Genomic DNA, 16,111 nt, shown 5'->3' with positions numbered 1-16,111 from the left:
CCTTGTTATTTATAAAATAACCTGGACTTTTTTTAGGTGAAAAGATGTGTGCTATAAATTTTACCTCATAGGAAAAAGAAGGATGCATAGATATTAACATTATATTACTATAAATTACCTTAAGGGCAGGTAAAATATGGCTGGCCAATCATTAATCAACGGGGCGTTGGTCCTATTGTTAAGCGGTCTATTCAACAGAATAATGGGCTTCATATACGAAGTTTTTATGATTCGCCTGGTCCAGCCTGAGGGTATTGGCCTGTTTAACATGATTTATCCTGCATATGTTTTGGTAGTGGTAATGGCCACGGCAGGTATTCCGGTAGCTATAGCCAAATTGGTTTCGGAAGAGGTGGCCCGCGGCAATTTAACCGGGGCATACCGCATTTTTAGATTTTGCTTGTTAACCCTTATGGCAAGCAGCGCTATTGTCACCGTATCGTGTTGCCTCGGAGCACCCTTGCTGCTAAAATATGTTTTTGTCAATCCCAAAGTATATTACAGCTTTTTATTTCTCATTCCCGGTATTATAATAGTATCTCTTTGCTCTGCCTTCCGTGGTTTTTTTCAGGGACTTCAGCAAATGAAGCCGACAGCTTTAACCCAATCTCTGGAACAATTGATCAGGTGCGTTTCCGGTCTGATATTTGCCTGCATACTGCTGCCGAAAGGTATTGAATATGCGGCGGCCGGGGCTTCACTAGGGGTAGTGACAGGAGAATTAGCCGGATTTGTATCCATTCTGCTGATTTATGCGCGAAATCGTCCTTATGTACCATCCGGCCTGAAGGCAGAGCATTTTGAATCGCTTCGTTCAATTGCTGTCAGGGTTATTAATCTGGCTTTTCCAGTTTCATTGACTCGTATTGTGTCTACCACTCTTTTATGGATAGATGCTGTTTTAATTCCCCAGCGTCTTTTAGCAAACGGCATGGAATTATCTGAAGCTACTGCTGATTATGGTCAATTTGTGGGCATATCCCAAAGCTTGCTGTTTGCCCCGGCGATTATTACTATTTCACTTGCCACCGCCCTGCTCCCGGCAATATCAGGCGCGCTGGCGGTAAATAATATAAAACTTGTCAAAACTCGCTGCGCAGACGCCGTTAGAATTACCTTAATAGCCGGGATACCTAGCACCGTTGTCTATATGATGCTTTCAGAAGAATTGTGCGGATTGATTTTCGGCTATCCAAAAGCGGGAGCAAGTCTTAGCGTAATTGCTCTGGGGGGACCTTTCCTGTACCTCGTGCAAACTACCACCGGTATTCTACAAGGGCTCGGCAAAGCTTCCCGGCCGTTTAGAAACCTGGTAATCGCCTCTTTTTTTAAAATTGCCGGCATATACTACCTTACAGGAATGCCACAATTAGGCGTGCAAGGCACATCTGCGGCTTTTGTTATTTATTTCATAATTATGTCTTTGCTTAATCTGATTGACGTGCGCAGGTTTACCGGCCTAAAAATAGAATTGTGCAAATTACTCTTTAAACCGTTGCTGGCAGGGGTGGGAATGGGCTTCGTGATTTTGCTCTCCCAAAGTTACCTGCATGTCTACACAGAATCTTTATTATTGGTAACTTTTGGAGCTGTAATTAGCGGCCTGGTTATTTATATCCTGATATTGATATTAAATGAAGGTATTAGTACCAACGATTTGAGAAGGCTAAAATCGATAATAAATTTAAAAAACCGAAATTAGAACGTGTTGAATTCCTTAACTAAATTTTTCACATCATCCAATACCGTGTAATTGGTCAGGTCGTAATGAACCGGCGTAATCGATATAAAACCTTCATTTACCGCCCATACGTCAGTGTCAGGGTCGTTCCCGTCAACGTCAAAGGGCTCCCCTGCCATCCAGAAGTAAGTTCCCCCCCTCGGGTCGGTTCTCTTATAAAAAACATTCGTATAGCGCCTGTTTCCCAACTTGGTTATTCTTATACCGCGTGGCACCCCGGGTGGTATGTTGATATTTAAAAGGATGCCTCCGTGCAGTTCTTTACCACACTTTGTCACAAGTTTTTTTATAAACTTGCCTGAATACGTGAAGTCCTGAAACTCATAGCTGGCCAGCGATATAGCGATAGCGGGAACATCATTGATGATCCCCTCGATTGCAGCGGAAACCGTGCCGGAATATAAGACATCAGTACCAAGATTCGGACCCAGGTTAATGCCCGCGACAACCAAGTCCGGAGGGACCGGCAGCAACGCTTCCAAACCGAGTTTGACACAGTCTGAAGGAGTGCCGTCAACCGCCCAACCTTTTGAATTTGTACCCGGATATGACTGTTCTTTCACCCTTAGCGGCCTATGCATGGTAATTTTATGACCGGTGGCGCTTCTCTCCCGGTCCGGGGCGACTACGAAGACTTCCGCTTGATCCTCCAGAGACTTTCTGAGTTGTATAATTCCCTCCGCATTGATACCGTCATCATTACTAATTAATATTCTCATAAATGTCTCCGTCTTCAAGTCTCATAAATTGATATTTTCATGGAATCCTTGGCGACATCCTTGGTCAGGCCCAAAATAATACTCTTGCCTTTTAATGTCTTGTTCAGAAAATCAATGATCTTGTACATTTCGTCATTGGCTTTAAATGATTTGGCGGCGATTAGCTCCAGTTTCCCAGTGTTGGTGGTTTCATTATTATCCAATTTACTCCTCCTGATATCAACTTCTTAAAAGATTATAAAAGTATTTCTGTGACGTGCTTCAATCTTTAACTAAAGAAAACGCTTCCGCCCTGGTCGCTTCACTCTTTTGAAAGATGCCCCTGACCGCCGAAGTGACTGTCTTTGATCCGGGTTTTTTTACACCGCGAAAGGTCATGCACATATGTTCAGCCTCGATAACTACAAGCGCGCCTTGGGCGTTCAACCTTTTCATGATCGAATCGGCAATTTGGGAAGTGAGCCTTTCCTGGAGCTGGGGCCGCCTGGCGAAACCTTCCACCAGCCTGGCCAGTTTTGATAAACCGGTCACATTTCCCTTGCGTGGAATATATGCTACGTGCGCTTTACCGTAAAACGGCAGCAAGTGGTGCTCGCACATCGAATAAAGTGGTATATCCTTTACGATAACCATCTCCTCATGATCTCCTGAGAATTTTTTCTCTAAATGGGCATCCGGTTCCTCCCAGAGTCCGCTAAATATTTCCTCATACATACGGGCGACCCTTGCCGGCGTTTCCCTTAAACCTTCCCTTTCCGGATCTTCTCCGATAGCTTCAATAATCATCCTTACCGCTGCTTCTATTTTTTGCCGATCGTACACAATTTCCCTCCTAATGCCACCTGTAGTCAAGCTAAAGCTGGCCCATTATCTTGTGAGTCTGAGGAATAATAAGCACATTTGCCAGTTTTTTAAGCGCAAGCTGCTGCAAATACAGCGCCTGGCCGGGTGAAACACTTTTTATTCCGCAAGCTGCCGGGCTGACCGGCTGGATTATCATGGTCAAACCTGTGCCAAAATCGCTGATTAAACCGGCGGCTTGCTCGATTTCTTCCCCAGTGGTATCTTCTCCGACAACCACTTTAACAAAAACTTGCTTCTTGGCAGCTACTTTTAAAAATAATCTATGTTCTTCCCAAAAAGGAGGCTGACCGCTAATGCTTGGCAGTTTTATATCCATGCCGACTATGTCAATAAGCTCGATTACCTCTGAAAGTTTCTCAGGTAAAGTGCCGTTAGTCTCAAGATATATTCCGTGCCTGGTGCCCTGGAGCAGCGGAACCAATTCCTTGATAAATGATGTCCATAACAGCGGCTCTCCTCCGGTAAGGCTGACAGAGTGGTGTAAAGAAAGATCGTATGCGTGTGCCGCGGCGGCAACTTCTGCAGCCGACAAGGGATTGGGAAGCTGTTTAAAATCCTTGTGCCCGGGATGCTGCTCGATTCTGCAGAAACCGGACTCGCCGGCAGGCGTGTCACAGTATGAGCAATTAATATTGCAGCCAAGCAGTCTGATAAATACCTGACGGCAGCCGACCAGCAGTCCTTCACCCTGCACTGAGGAAAAAATCTCCGCGACCTGACAGGGCATTTATTTTACCCCCCGCACTTTACAGCGCGCCATTTTGATCTGCTGATACTCTTTGATGTACTCACTACACAGCGACTTGCCGACAGCCTCGATTTCTCCCGGTTTTAGCCCAATTTCCGCCAGTCCAATGGCCGGTACGGGCGCATCTTCGCCGGTAACGTTAACACCTGTGTGAATCATGGTCGAAACAGGGGTAAGAGTGGCTATCGACACGGTCAGCTTACGATCGTGAAAAAAAAGGTCATCTCCGGAACGGCTCAGAGCAGCCCCTGATTTTTCAATAATGATGTCTTTTAAGATAGCAATCAGCAGCCGCTGCCTGACTATCGTCTTCTCCAAATCGAGATCAAAGTGCTCAATGATAAAATGGAGCATGTCCTTGCTAAATATGGGCGAATTGCTTAAAACGTCTTTAATGTCGACCATTTCTGTCAACTCAACCCGGCAGGGTCCCCTGAACGAAACGACGCTGTCCCCCTGCATGCCGAAATTGCGGTAAGCCCAATGTGATGACAGCTGCGTGCCGTCATAAGTAATTGTTTCCTTAATAAAAAGTTCTTTCATCAGATCCCCCTCAATATACTCATGCCGCTCAAATCAAAAGCGGCCAGGTCGGCGGCTCGTTTTAGGCGCAGGCAGCTTTCACAACGGCCGCACATTTTTTCTCCCCCGCGATAACAGCTCCAAATGTGCTGAAAAGGAACCGACATTTTGATGCCGAGTTTCAAGATATCTGCTTTGTCAAGCCTTTGAGTGTAGCTGACCACTCCAACATGGTTAAGAGTGGAATAATACAGGGAGTCGTTTATTGCTCTTACAAAGCCGGCGCTGTTGTCAGGAAATGTAGCCGCTTCTTCACTGTTAAAACCGGTTACAACCAGTTGGGCGTCGTTGGATTCGGCAAAAGCGGCGGCAATGTTGATAAAAAGACCATTTCGGTTTGGCACCCATACCTGGGCGGCGGAAGCGCCGGCCGCTGTTTTTTCATCAAGAGCTGTTATTTCCGGTTCCGGCAGTTCCAAATCGCTTTTTACCAGTGCCGTACCGGTGATATCCCGCAAAAAAGGAACTTCAACAACTTGATGACGCAAACGATAATGGCCCGCCAGGGACGCGGCTGCCTTTATTTCATTCTGCGAGGCGCGCTGCCCGTAATCAAAAGTAAGACATAAAACAATATCAGATTCCCGCAAAGCGCAGGCGAGGGACACGGCCGAATCCAAACCGCCGGAAAGAAGCACAATGCCTTTCAATACAATCAATCCTCCTCCCGGTACGCAGCCGAGGCTTCCGGAGATTCACCAACACGTACTACCGCTATTTTCGCCTCCATTAGCGAGTTAGTAAATTTAGTTTTCAAACTATTGAATATGTACCTGGCGAGGTTCTCCGCAGTGGGGTTGTTCTCGCTGTTTTGTTTAAATGGTTCCAGCATATTCAAGTTCTGGTGGTCAAGTTCATCGATTACGTCTTTTACACTACTTTTTAATTCTTTAAAATCAACCAGCATGCCTCTCTGGTCCAGTTGGTGCCCCTGAAAAACAACTTCTACTTGCCATGTATGGCCGTGCAGCCGGGCACATGGCCCATCATAGTTCATTAATGAGTGCGCCGCCGCGAAACGTGTTCGTACAGTTAGCTCATACATAGCGGTGTAATCCTCCCTCACTCTATTTAGTGCCGTCACAGACAACCTGTGTTATATCACGACTTTATAACCGGTACTTGCTGCTGCTTATTCTCTATATTTCTTAATTTTTCCGTTACCACCCAGGAGTATTCTTCCTATATGTGCCATACATAAAAAAAACCAGATAGAGAAAGCTAGGGTCAAAGACATGGAGGTTTAATCATGGGCAAAAAAAACAAGAATAAAAAAGGCGATGCCTTCTTGCGCGAAATGACAGGTTCAGCTCCAATGGTTAATCTAGACGGAGAATCGGAGAAAAATAAAATACCGCCCTCCCCAAAAACATCTAATAAGTAAACGTACCGAAATATTCTCTTACCTTGAATTCCACTCCGAGGTTACGTGCTATCGCACGGCACTTTTCGATATCCACACCCGGCCATCTGACTACCGACAATGTAACTTTGGGAATATGTGTTTTACAGCTGGCGATAAAATCAAGCATTGCCCAATAAGCCTTTTCTCCCATCTGCGGCCGGCAAATCGACACATATTGCATGGCGTCGGAAGCATTCAGGCTAATCGAAACAGCGTCAACCGAACCGGCTAATTCCAAGGCGATATCACGGCCATGGATAAGGTCGGCCTGGCCGTTTGTATCGATCCTTACCGCCGCCCCCCGCTCTTTTAACGCACGGGATGCCGCAATAACCAGATCGGCCTTAATCAACGGCTCGCCATAGCCGCAAAAAACCACTTCCCGGTACCGGCTAACATCCCCCGCGGCTGACAATAGTTCATTCAGATCCGGCTCTTTATCCAGCCAGAGACTGTATTCAGTGAGTTTATTACTGGTCTGCCTGATACAAAACACACATTCATTTGTGCATTTGTTGGTTATATTTAGATATAACGAATCACCAATTTTATAAGCATAAACATTCTCAGTCAATAGAATAATCTCCTAATTGTTTATTTAATAAGATACAATTATTCATAATACATCAAATACTTACATAAAAATAATTATAATAATTTTCCGGGGGTGTTGCAATGCCATCCGTCAATATGGATAACTTTGAGTTTCCTATTAGTGCTGGTCCGGTGGTAAAAGGTATTCTTTTCGCGTTGTCCATTGCCTTGCTGTTAAGCTTGTGCGCCGGTCTGATTTATCATTTATCACCACTCTCTGAAAAAACTCTTCCCCTGCTTGCGGCAATAATCCTGGCGTCAGGCGCTTTCGGCGGCTCTCTAACCGCCGGCAGGCAAGCCGGGAATAAGGGACTTTATCATGGATTAGCCGTAGGTCTCCTGTTTTTCATAGTCGTTTGGGCGGCAGCGGCACTATTTGTACCCGGGCAGGCCGGACTTAATATCTTTTACAAATTATTAATAATATTGGGTAGCGGTACGATTGGGGGAGTATTCGGGGTAGGGCTTTCTTAAGAATACCATATTAAAAATACTATTATGAGTATGACATGTGAATAACCGGAAGTGGCCGGTGTAATCGGAGAGCCCCAGCTAAAAGCCAGGGCTTCCTTTTTAGGGAAGAACCGGAATCGAACCGCGTAGCGGGCTCCGGACCTCGCTGTGTTCCCGACACTCCCCCCTGGTAAACATTACCATTATGGCACTCGAAACTTTATTTGTCAATAACCATTCAAGTATTCAGGAGTCAGGAGTCAGTATTCAAAATATATAAAGACAATAAATAATCTTTTATTCTGACTCCTGACTCCTGACTCCTGAATTCTCACTCCTTTTTTTACTTCACATATATTCTAGGGACTCGCAAGCTAATCATGCAGACAACTTCATAATTGATCGTGCCTAACTTCATCGCTGTCTCGTCAGCAGTGATTTCTTCGTCACCCTGTCGTCCAATGATGACAGCCTCATCACCCATTTTTATATCTGAGGCGCTGCCGGCGTCAACCATAATTTGGTCCATGCAAACCCTGCCTATTACAGGCGACCGGCGTCCATTCAACAAAACCTCCCCTTTTGAAGAAAGCGACCTCGGATAGCCGTCGGCGTAGCCCAGGGGCAAAGTGGCGATAACAGTTGGCTGAACAGTTGTAAAGGTGCACCCGTAACTTACTTTAAAACCAGCCGGCACCTTTTTAACATAAGCGACTTTAGCCTTTAAGCTCATGGCCGGAATAAGTTTCAAGCTGCTTTGCTTAAATCTGTCAGAGGGACTAAGCCCATAGACAATAATTCCCGCCCTTACCATGTCCAAGTGGGCTTCCGGCATTTCCATCAACGCCGGACTATTGGCGGCATGTTTCAGCGGGATATCAAGGCCGCCCCTGCGCAGCTCTTCGGTTATGCCGAGAAAACGTTCCAATTGCATATTAGTATAATGTTTATCTGCAGCGTCCGCGTCAGCAAAATGTGTAAATATGCCTTCTATTTCAAGATTTGGTATTTTGGCCATTCGCAATATTTCTTCTACAATATCCGGACCTGGCATTAAGCCGATTCTCCCCATACCGGTATCAACCTTTATATGCACTTTTGCCCGCGTCCCGCGCCGCGCCGCAGCTTCCGCCAGTACCAGGGCCATCTCGCGGGTATAAACTGCCTGAGACAAGCGGTGGCGCACAACTTCACCGGCCTGTTCCGGGGGGATATAGCTTAAAACTAGCACCGGCGCTTCCAACCCCGCTTTACGAAGCGCCACTCCTTCCGATATTCTGGCGACACCAAGCCAGCTGGCGCCGTTGGCCAAAGCGACCCGGCTTACCTCAACGGCGCCATGACCGTAGCCGTTAGCTTTAACCACTGCCAATACTTTAGCTGTAGACTTGGTAACCCGGCGAATTTCCCTTACATTATTGGCAATCGCATCTAAATCGATTTCAGCCCAAACCGGATATGCAGACATTCAAGTTCCACTCCTGAAAAAGCAGTTAATATTAATTGTCAATGATTACAATAAATCAGCTATATCAGTATAATTTATTTTCAAGGATTCTCCTACCGCCCGGCAGGTGAGATTGCCTTTATATGTGTTTACCCCGCGCATTAAAGCGTTATTATTCTTGACGGCCTCAGAAAAACCATTGTTCGCCAGCGCCAAAGCATAAGGAAGGTTGGCATTGGTCAAGGCGAAGGTGGAGGTTCTTGCGACGGCGCCAGGCATATTGGCAACTGCATAGTGAAGCACGTTATATTTAATGTAAACAGGATCATTATGAGTGGTAACCCTGTCGATCGTTTCAATTGAGCCTCCCTGGTCAACGGAAACATCGACAATGACTGCTCCAGGCTTCATTTTTTTGACCATTTCCTCACTTACCAGCTTGGGCGCTTTTGCACCAACCACGAGCACAGCCCCAATCAAAAGATCCGCGTAACGAACAGATTGCCTGATGTTGTATTGGTTTGACACCAGGGTGTTAATTCTCCCGCCATACAGATCATCAAGGTAGTGAAGCCGTTCGGCGTTTTGCTCGATAATGGTAACCTGCGCTCCCATGCCAACCGCCACCTTGAGCGCACTGGCACCCACCGATCCGGCGCCGATGATCACCACATCCGCAGCTGCCACCCCTGGTACCCCGCCCAGTAATATTCCCTTACCCCCATAAGGCTTTTCCAGGAAATGAGCGCCAACCTGGACAGCCATCTTTCCCGCAATCTCACTCATCGGGGTGAGCAAAGGCAAAACACCGTTGTCCAGCTGGATGGTTTCGTAGGCTATGGCTGTCACTTTGCCATTAATTAAAGCGGCCGTTAACTCCGGCTCACGTGCAAGGTGAAGATAAGTAAAAAGAATCTGGCCTTCTCTTAATAGCTGGAATTCACTGGGGAGCGGTTCTTTCACTTTCAGAATCATAGCTGCCCGTTTGTAGACTTCGGCGGCGGTGGCAACCAGTTCAGCTCCCGACGAAATATACGCTTCATCTGTAATACCGCTGCCAAGACCGGCTTTTTCTTCTATCAAAACATGGTGTCCGGCTCCGGTAAATGCCTGCACACCGGCCGGGGTAAGCGCGACACGGTCCTCATTTATTTTTATTTCCTTGGGTACTCCGATAATCACAATAATAACACCTCCTGAAAAAAAATATTCATTCGGTGTCAAGAACGTTCATCATTGCCGCCGGTAGGTTAAATAATATGTCTCCCGCGGTTAAGCCGATCATTCCTTTTAATCTGGCTCCCATGTCACCGGCCAGGCCGTGCACATAAGCTCCGGCGGAAGCCGCCTGGGCCGGACTCAGGCCTTGTGCGATAAGCGCCGCAACTACTCCTGTCAGGACGTCGCCGCTGCCGCCGGTGGCCATACCAGGATTGCCGGTAGGATTAATATAAATTGCTCCGTTCGGAGCGGCCACCACTGTCCGGGCACCCTTGAGCAGCGAGACCACATTCCAAAGAGTAGCCGCTTTTGCCGCCACCGCAAGACGATCCTCTTGAATCTTCCTTGTCGTAACACCCATAAGCCGGGCCATTTCACCGGGATGTGGGGTGATTACTACCGGGGCCTGAATTTTCCTTAGGATTTCTACTTCTCCAGCCAGGGCATTTAAACCGTCGGCATCAATCACACACGGAATTCGCACTGACGGCAAGAGTTCTCTAACCATGGCAACAACTTCGGGCACAGTTGACAGACCTGGACCTAAAGCCAACACATCCGCGTTTTCCAGCAAGGATAGAATCTTTTGGCGCGCGCCACGGCTCAAGTTTCCCTTTCCGGTGTCAGGCAAAGGCACAGTCATTACTTCTGTCAGCTTTGATTCCATTATATCATGAAGCGATTCAGGCACCGCCACGGTGACCAGCCCGGCTCCCGCCCGCAGGGCGGCTTCACCTGCCAGGCAAGCCGCTCCGGTCATTCCACGCGAACCAGACACAACCAGCACCCGCCCGAAGTTGCCCTTATGTGCGGCCGACAGGCGGGGAGGCAGCCATTCCTTAATCATTTCTCTGGTAATTAAATATCTTTGCGGCGCTTCTTTTTCTATAAGAACGGCCGGTATAGAAATATCGGCGATGTGCAGTTCGCCGGTGTAATCAGCGCCGGGCTCCAGAATCAACCCTAATTTGGGGAGGGCGAAGGTAACCGTGTGAGCAGCTTGAATACAGGGTCCGTTTGCCTTACCGGTATCCGCTTCAAGACCCGACGGTATATCCACGGCAACTATCGGTTTGCCGCTTCCGTTCAGCACCTCTACTATCCGCCCCGTTTTTTCAACCATTTTCCCTCGAAAGCCAGTTCCGTAAATAGCATCAACGATTAGATCCGTGTTCATGAGAACTAAACGGACAATATTAATCCCGTCCCCATGCTGCAAAGAGTACACCTTCTGCCCCATTTTCCGCCAGATGTTAAGATTATTAGCAGCATCACCGGTGCCCTCTTCCAGTTCTGCGACGGCCATCACCTTAACTTCCGCACCCATATTAAGCAGGTGACGCGCTATTACGAAGCCGTCACCACCATTGTTGCCTTTACCTACAAATACAGTGATCACTTTACCGCGCACACTACCCAGCACTCTTCTTATTACTTCCACCACCTGGCGGCCGGCATTTTCCATCAAAACCATACCTGGAATTTCATAATCCTTGATAGCGGTTTGATCGAGTTTCTTCATTTCCTCGGCAGTAACAACCCGCATTTATTACGCCTCCTTTCTTATAGCAACGGCAAAAGCCATTGCCCTGCCCCGGTCATGCGATAGACTTATAAGTATCTCACAAATCCCTTTCTCCCTAGCCAGAATAGCCGTATTGCCCTGCAAACGCACAGTCGGACAACCGCCTGTTTTTTTACAGACCTCGACATCGGTCCAGCGGGCACCGGCGATACCAGTACCCATAGTTTTGAAAACAGCCTCTTTGGCGGCAAATCGCGCAGCATAGCAGGCATAACGATCCCGTTTCTTGTCGCAGTAGCATTGTTCAGAAGGTGTAAAAATCCTGTTGAGAAACCGGTCACCGATACGTTCCACCGCATCTTTCAGCCGGTCAATTTCCACAATGTCCACCCCAATGCCGGCCAAACCTTCCGCCGGCAGTTTAACGCAATCAACTCCCAAAAAGTACCCAACTCCTATTTTTTACCTTAATCTTTCGTCAGTAAAAAGAAAAAACCTGCCAATAGTGATTATTACCCTTTAACAACGGGTCAACCCACCCGTTTCTAAACACGTTAGGCAGTGCATATAAGCTTTTTCAAGCTATTAATAATTTAAAATCCTAAAATCCTTCTAAGTTTTTTTGCTTGAGCCCTGCTAACTGGAACCTCACTACCTTCCTTATCTGCAACAATAAGGTTGTATGTGCCGTTAAAAAAGGGCACTATTTCTTTTACTTTGTGCAGGTTAACCAAATAACAACGGTGGGTCCGGAAAAAACATTGCTGATTAAGTCTTACCTCCAGCTCTTTTAATGTGAAACGTGTAAAAAGTTTATCGGATTCCGTTTTAATATAAACATTATCCTGCAGAGTAAATGCATAAAATATATCAGATTCAGTGACCAATATAGTTTTACCTTGTTTGCCCGCCGGAATACGGTCTATTTTTATGTGATCCTGTAGTTGACGCTGACAGGCATCCGCTTTTTTTTCGCGATTCTGCCCGCCGGTTTGCTTGCCGGGGGAACTGTCCGCCGTTGCCGCCAACTCAGTCAGCACAATATTATCCTGTGCCATCTTATTTACTTTACTGATTGCTTTTTTCAACCGTCCCGGTTCAACGGGTTTTAATAAATAGTCGACGGCATCTACCGCAAAAGCGGAAACAGCATACTCTTTATAGGCAGTTACAAATATGATATATGGTTTAGGGTCCATCTCCTGAATTGCCGCCGCAACTTCCAAACCGCTCATCCCGGGCATGGAAACATCAAGAAAAAGAACCTGATAATTGAGCGCCTTGATTAATTCCAATGCTTCGTTGGCATTGGTTGCCTCACCTACTATTTCAATATTGCCAAAGTCGCTCAAGGCTAAGCGAAGTTCCTGCCTGGCAGGATACTCATCATCAATGATTAGCGCTTTGAGCTTCACCGGTGAGACCCCCTTCAAAATCCTCATTCATTATCAAAGGAACCTTAAAATATACACAGGTGCCTTTATTTTCACTACTTTCAATACGGAGACCGCAATCCTTGCCGAACAAACTGATCAGTCGTTCATGAACATTGCTTAAACCAATTCCGTTACCGGAGCCGAAACCGGGAAGCAGTATATTCTTTAACTGATCATTGTTCATCCCGATACCATTATCCATTACCGCAAAAAACATTTCTTTTGCTGACGCGTTTATTTTTATATGCACCGTCCCCGCCCCAATTTTAGGCTGGATACCGTGTTTTATGGCATTTTCAACAATAGGTTGCAGCGTTAACGCAGGTACCCGGCAACCAAGCAAATCCGGGTCAATATCTCTTTGAATTATTAATTTTTCGCGAAAACGCGCCTTTTCAAGAATCAGATATGTGTTTATATATTCAATCTCTTCTTTTAGACTGTTAAAATGCCCGTGTCTTTTTAACGCATGGCGTAAAAAGGAAGCCAGGCGTATTAAGAGACGGCGTGCCGTTTCGGGGTTAGTCCGGCAATAAGATACTATGGTGTTCAGGGTATTGAATAAAAAGTGCGGGTTTATCTGGGCATGCAGGAAATCTAGTTCCGCTTTTTTTATTTTGGCATTTTGATGTTTCCAGATGTAGGCGGCAACAAGGCAGGTAGCCGTTAAACTGGAAATAATCATTAAAATAACAATCTCCCGGGGCTCCGGACTGACTAGAAATATTATCAGAACAGCCGTTATCTGGACAAGTCCCCAACGTAAAAAAACACCGAGAATGTTATTTAAATGAACCATAAATTAACTCCTGCCCGAGTTAATAATTAATTAAATACTATAAATATTCTACATGTAATAATAGATTCCTCTTGAAATATTTAAGAAATCAAGCTTCATGGATTACCGGATTACCGTTAAAATATTTTCAATATTCAGGTATTTTGCAGGCCCTTTCACTCACATTTCTTGAATTGGAGCTAAACTTTCAAATTATTTTCTTCACCTTTTCTTAAAACCGTCAGTTCATCCAAAATATGATTGGCCAGCGATAACTTGTCCATTTTAGGCAGGGAAACAATCCTGCCGCCGGGGAAGACCAGTTTCGCTATGTTTGTGTCTGTGCCAAATCCGGCGCCGGGCAGAGTGACATCATTAGCCACCAGCATGTCCAAATTTTTGCCTTCCACTTTCAATACAGCATTCTTTTCCAAATTTTCAGTTTCAGCGGCGAAGCCAATAAGCACCTGCTGTTTTTTCTTTCTACCCAATTCAGCGAGAATATCGGGGTTTTTTTCAAGCTCTATTGTTAGAGAACTCTCATGTTTTTTTATTTTTTGCTTTGCCGCTGTTTTCGGCCTGTAATCTGCCACGGCCGCGGACATAACTACAGCGTCAACCATTGAAAAACTCTCCATCACCGCGGCATACATCTCGTTTGCCGTTTGCACATAGATTACTTCAACCCCCGGCGGCGGATTCAACGCAACCGGCCCGCTAATTAATAAAACACGGGCGCCTCTTTTTGCCGCGGCATCCGCAACGGCATAACCCATTTTGCCCGAACTTCTGTTAGTCAAATACCGCACCGGATCGACGGGTTCTGTAGTTGGACCTGCCGTTACCATTACCGACAGCCCGCGCAAATCCTCATTATTGGAAAGAACGGAATTAATCTTATCCATTATTAAATCCAATTCCGCCAACCTGCCGCGTCCTGCCGTGCCGCAAGCCAAACGTCCCACACCGGGATCGACAAAATGGTAACCAAGGTTGCGCAGTATGGACAAGTTTCGCTGAACAACCCGGTTATTATACATATTTACATTCATTGCCGGACATATGAGAACAGGACACGTTGCAGCCATAACCACGGTGGAAATCAAATCGTCGGCAATACCGTTGGCGGCCTTGCCGATAACATTCGCTGTCGCAGGCGCAAGAACAATCAGATCCGAGCCGGTGGCCAGTTCTATATGCTGAACTATACCACCTGCCGGCCTTTCAAATAAATCAGTATACACATGGTGCCCGGATAGTGTCTGGAAGGTCAGCGGTCTTACAAACTCCTGGGCGGCCCGGGTCATTATCACTCGCACCCTGGCCTTGCCGGAAGCGAGGTTGCTTACTAATTGCGCTACTTTAAAAACCGCTATACCGCCGGTTATTCCCACGGTAATATTTTTACCCGCCAGCATTTAGCAATCCTCCCTGCTACTTGATTCCGGTCCTGTTTCTTTTATAAATAATCTTGTTCAGGGCTATTTCTTTAAGCGCGGTTGTTACTGGCTTGTCGCTAGCCATGTCGAGCTTAATATTTCCCCTCTCGGTGAGTACCCTGGCCCGCTTCGCCGCAACCACTACCAGGGTATACCGGCTGTCTACCTTTTCCATAAGCTCATCGAGAGTTGGTTGGTTCATATCCACCCTCCAATTAAATATAACTATTTGAACTGCGTGATAAACAACTCGTGATACCGGGGGCGTAATTTTTCAACTGTGATAACCGCATGGATTTTTTTCAGCGCGCGAGAGATATCGTCATTTATAACAAAAAAGTCATACTGGCGGGCTAATTCCATCTCACTTACGGCGCAACTTAAACGCTTTTCAATTTCTTCCCTTGAATCGGTGTCTCTGGAAATAAGACGCGACCTTAACTCGGATTTGGACGGGGGCGCAATAAAAACCAGCACCGCGTCAGGATAATTTCGCTTCACCTGAAGGGCGCCTTGAATATCAATTTCGAGTATTACATCGTTCCCGTGTTCAAGGGTTTCTTGCACAAATCTCCGCAAAGTCCCGTAATAATTACCATAAACCTCTGCCCATTCGAGAAGCTGGTCATTTTTAATTAAATCTTTGAAAACCTCTCTTTGCAAAAAATGATAATGTAATCCATCCACTTCACCTTTCCTTGGCGCTCTTGTGGTGGCCGAAACAGAAAGACGTAATGAAGGATGATCCTTTTGAAGAGCTAAGGAAATGGTTCCTTTTCCCGCACCGGAAGGACCGGATATTACCAGTAACGCGCCTTTTTCCCGCACTGCTGTTTCCCTCATGTTTAATCAGATGAATCTTCGTTCTGGGTAATTACTTCCTTGGACACCAATCGATGGGCCACGGTTTCCGGCTGAACAGCGGATAGAATGACGTGATCACTGTCGGCAATAATTACAGCTCTGGTACGGCGCCCGTAGGTAGCATCGATCAGCATACCTCGATCCCGGGCTTCCGTAATAATTCTTTTAATAGGTGCAGATTCCGGGCTGACTATGGCGATAATCCGGTTAGCCGAAACAATGTTGCCAAAACCAATATTAATTAACTTGATCTCCACAAAACTTCCCCCTTAGTATTATCTTCCCTAAGATATAA

General features: G+C 46.3%; 21 protein-coding genes. 3 read left to right on the top strand and 18 right to left on the bottom strand.

Features of this window, described 5'->3' with window-relative positions:
- Window positions 1–136 precede the first annotated feature (136 nt).
- Complete coding sequence (spoVB, locus tag L9W92_RS06190) at window positions 137–1,702, top strand: stage V sporulation protein B (RefSeq protein ID WP_240082869.1); 1,566 nt, start codon at window positions 137–139, stop codon at window positions 1,700–1,702.
- Here spoVB and surE read toward each other — a convergent pair.
- From surE to queD, 7 genes are read right to left on the bottom strand one after another with little or no spacing between them, the layout of a single operon-like run.
- A complete protein-coding gene (surE, locus tag L9W92_RS06185) occupies window positions 1,699–2,460 on the bottom strand; it encodes a 5'/3'-nucleotidase SurE (RefSeq protein ID WP_240082868.1) in 762 nt (253 codons plus the stop codon). The genes spoVB and surE overlap by 4 nt on opposite strands.
- Before the next feature lie 14 nt (window positions 2,461–2,474).
- Window positions 2,475–2,663: a YpmA family protein gene (locus L9W92_RS06180; protein WP_240082867.1), complete on the bottom strand. Its 189-nt coding sequence runs from the start codon at window positions 2,661–2,663 to the stop codon at window positions 2,475–2,477.
- 58 nt (window positions 2,664–2,721) lie between these two features.
- A complete protein-coding gene (folE, locus tag L9W92_RS06175; protein ID WP_240082866.1) occupies window positions 2,722–3,282 on the bottom strand; it encodes a GTP cyclohydrolase I FolE in 561 nt (186 codons plus the stop codon).
- Window positions 3,283–3,313: 31 nt separating this feature from the next.
- Window positions 3,314–4,051, bottom strand: a complete 738-nt coding sequence (locus L9W92_RS06170) for a 7-carboxy-7-deazaguanine synthase QueE (RefSeq protein ID WP_240082865.1) — start codon at window positions 4,049–4,051, stop codon at window positions 3,314–3,316.
- Complete coding sequence (locus tag L9W92_RS06165; protein ID WP_240082864.1) at window positions 4,052–4,615, bottom strand: DUF366 family protein; 564 nt, start codon at window positions 4,613–4,615, stop codon at window positions 4,052–4,054.
- Window positions 4,615–5,304: a 7-cyano-7-deazaguanine synthase QueC gene (queC, locus tag L9W92_RS06160; protein ID WP_240082863.1), complete on the bottom strand. Its 690-nt coding sequence runs from the start codon at window positions 5,302–5,304 to the stop codon at window positions 4,615–4,617. Before queC ends, L9W92_RS06165 begins: the two co-directional genes overlap by 1 nt.
- A gap of 5 nt (window positions 5,305–5,309) precedes the next feature.
- Window positions 5,310–5,699, bottom strand: a complete 390-nt coding sequence (queD, locus tag L9W92_RS06155) for a 6-carboxytetrahydropterin synthase QueD (RefSeq protein ID WP_240082862.1) — start codon at window positions 5,697–5,699, stop codon at window positions 5,310–5,312.
- A 204-nt stretch (window positions 5,700–5,903) separates the two neighbouring features.
- Between queD and L9W92_RS18830 the strand changes: the two genes are divergently transcribed.
- Window positions 5,904–6,038: a hypothetical protein gene (locus tag L9W92_RS18830; protein WP_282442300.1), complete on the top strand. Its 135-nt coding sequence runs from the start codon at window positions 5,904–5,906 to the stop codon at window positions 6,036–6,038.
- Here the strand turns inward: L9W92_RS18830 and L9W92_RS06150 are convergent.
- The gene (locus tag L9W92_RS06150) at window positions 6,028–6,633 is read right to left on the bottom strand and encodes a TatD family nuclease-associated radical SAM protein (protein ID WP_240082861.1); all 606 of its coding nucleotides are present in this window, start codon (window positions 6,631–6,633) and stop codon (window positions 6,028–6,030) included. The genes L9W92_RS18830 and L9W92_RS06150 overlap by 11 nt on opposite strands.
- Before the next feature lie 101 nt (window positions 6,634–6,734).
- On the opposite strand from L9W92_RS06150, the gene L9W92_RS06145 reads away from it, so the two are divergent.
- On the top strand, window positions 6,735–7,127 hold the full coding sequence (locus L9W92_RS06145; protein WP_240082860.1) for a TIGR04086 family membrane protein: 393 nt from the start codon (window positions 6,735–6,737) through the stop codon (window positions 7,125–7,127).
- 322 nt (window positions 7,128–7,449) lie between these two features.
- Here L9W92_RS06145 and alr read toward each other — a convergent pair whose 3' ends face one another.
- The 10 genes from alr to remA form a co-directional block, all read right to left on the bottom strand.
- Entirely contained in the window at window positions 7,450–8,574 is a 1,125-nt protein-coding gene (alr, locus tag L9W92_RS06140; protein ID WP_240082859.1) for an alanine racemase, read from the bottom strand.
- Between the two features lie 45 nt (window positions 8,575–8,619).
- Window positions 8,620–9,735 (bottom strand): alanine dehydrogenase, encoded by a 1,116-nt coding sequence (gene ald / locus L9W92_RS06135; protein WP_240082858.1) that lies wholly within the window; start codon window positions 9,733–9,735, stop codon window positions 8,620–8,622.
- 28 nt (window positions 9,736–9,763) lie between these two features.
- Window positions 9,764–11,320 carry an NAD(P)H-hydrate dehydratase gene (locus L9W92_RS06130; protein WP_240082857.1) on the bottom strand — a complete coding sequence of 519 codons (1,557 nt, stop codon included), beginning with the start codon at window positions 11,318–11,320 and terminating at the stop codon, window positions 9,764–9,766.
- Window positions 11,321–11,323: 3 nt separating this feature from the next.
- Window positions 11,324–11,740, bottom strand: a complete 417-nt coding sequence (acpS, locus tag L9W92_RS06125; protein ID WP_240082856.1) for a holo-ACP synthase — start codon at window positions 11,738–11,740, stop codon at window positions 11,324–11,326.
- 152 nt (window positions 11,741–11,892) lie between these two features.
- On the bottom strand, window positions 11,893–12,714 hold the full coding sequence (locus tag L9W92_RS06120; RefSeq protein WP_240082855.1) for a LytR/AlgR family response regulator transcription factor: 822 nt from the start codon (window positions 12,712–12,714) through the stop codon (window positions 11,893–11,895).
- The gene (locus L9W92_RS06115; protein ID WP_312038067.1) at window positions 12,689–13,534 is read right to left on the bottom strand and encodes a sensor histidine kinase; all 846 of its coding nucleotides are present in this window, start codon (window positions 13,532–13,534) and stop codon (window positions 12,689–12,691) included. Before L9W92_RS06115 ends, L9W92_RS06120 begins: the two co-directional genes overlap by 26 nt.
- A gap of 179 nt (window positions 13,535–13,713) precedes the next feature.
- Window positions 13,714–14,931 carry a bifunctional phosphopantothenoylcysteine decarboxylase/phosphopantothenate--cysteine ligase CoaBC gene (gene coaBC, locus L9W92_RS06110; RefSeq protein ID WP_240082854.1) on the bottom strand — a complete coding sequence of 406 codons (1,218 nt, stop codon included), beginning with the start codon at window positions 14,929–14,931 and terminating at the stop codon, window positions 13,714–13,716.
- A gap of 16 nt (window positions 14,932–14,947) precedes the next feature.
- Window positions 14,948–15,154, bottom strand: a complete 207-nt coding sequence (gene rpoZ / locus L9W92_RS06105; protein WP_240082853.1) for a DNA-directed RNA polymerase subunit omega — start codon at window positions 15,152–15,154, stop codon at window positions 14,948–14,950.
- Window positions 15,155–15,177: 23 nt separating this feature from the next.
- Entirely contained in the window at window positions 15,178–15,795 is a 618-nt protein-coding gene (gene gmk, locus L9W92_RS06100) for a guanylate kinase (protein WP_240082852.1), read from the bottom strand.
- A gap of 2 nt (window positions 15,796–15,797) precedes the next feature.
- Window positions 15,798–16,073, bottom strand: a complete 276-nt coding sequence (gene remA, locus L9W92_RS06095) for an extracellular matrix/biofilm regulator RemA (protein ID WP_240082851.1) — start codon at window positions 16,071–16,073, stop codon at window positions 15,798–15,800.
- Between the last annotated feature and the right edge of the window lie 38 nt (window positions 16,074–16,111).

It is taken from the genome of Pelotomaculum terephthalicicum JT (assembly GCF_022410535.1).
Classification (GTDB): Bacteria; Bacillota; Desulfotomaculia; order Desulfotomaculales; family Pelotomaculaceae; genus Pelotomaculum_D; species Pelotomaculum_D terephthalicicum.
Note: the sequence above shows the minus strand (reverse complement) of the source record. Positions and strands in the feature narration are given on the sequence as shown.

Coding starts and splice junctions, on each gene's coding strand:
- alr (WP_240082859.1), bottom strand. CDS start 8,574: ATGTCTGCATATCCGGTTTGGGCTGAAATCGATTTAGATGCGATTGCC.
- L9W92_RS06130 (WP_240082857.1), bottom strand. CDS start 11,320: ATGCGGGTTGTTACTGCCGAGGAAATGAAGAAACTCGATCAAACCGCT.
- surE (WP_240082868.1), bottom strand. CDS start 2,460: ATGAGAATATTAATTAGTAATGATGACGGTATCAATGCGGAGGGAATT.
- rpoZ (WP_240082853.1), bottom strand. CDS start 15,154: ATGAACCAACCAACTCTCGATGAGCTTATGGAAAAGGTAGACAGCCGG.
- spoVB (WP_240082869.1), top strand. CDS start 137: ATGGCTGGCCAATCATTAATCAACGGGGCGTTGGTCCTATTGTTAAGC.
- L9W92_RS06115 (WP_312038067.1), bottom strand. CDS start 13,534: ATGGTTCATTTAAATAACATTCTCGGTGTTTTTTTACGTTGGGGACTT.
- queD (WP_240082862.1), bottom strand. CDS start 5,699: ATGTATGAGCTAACTGTACGAACACGTTTCGCGGCGGCGCACTCATTA.
- gmk (WP_240082852.1), bottom strand. CDS start 15,795: ATGAGGGAAACAGCAGTGCGGGAAAAAGGCGCGTTACTGGTAATATCC.
- coaBC (WP_240082854.1), bottom strand. CDS start 14,931: ATGCTGGCGGGTAAAAATATTACCGTGGGAATAACCGGCGGTATAGCG.
- L9W92_RS06165 (WP_240082864.1), bottom strand. CDS start 4,615: ATGAAAGAACTTTTTATTAAGGAAACAATTACTTATGACGGCACGCAG.
- L9W92_RS06145 (WP_240082860.1), top strand. CDS start 6,735: ATGCCATCCGTCAATATGGATAACTTTGAGTTTCCTATTAGTGCTGGT.
- L9W92_RS18830 (WP_282442300.1), top strand. CDS start 5,904: ATGGGCAAAAAAAACAAGAATAAAAAAGGCGATGCCTTCTTGCGCGAA.
- L9W92_RS06170 (WP_240082865.1), bottom strand. CDS start 4,051: ATGCCCTGTCAGGTCGCGGAGATTTTTTCCTCAGTGCAGGGTGAAGGA.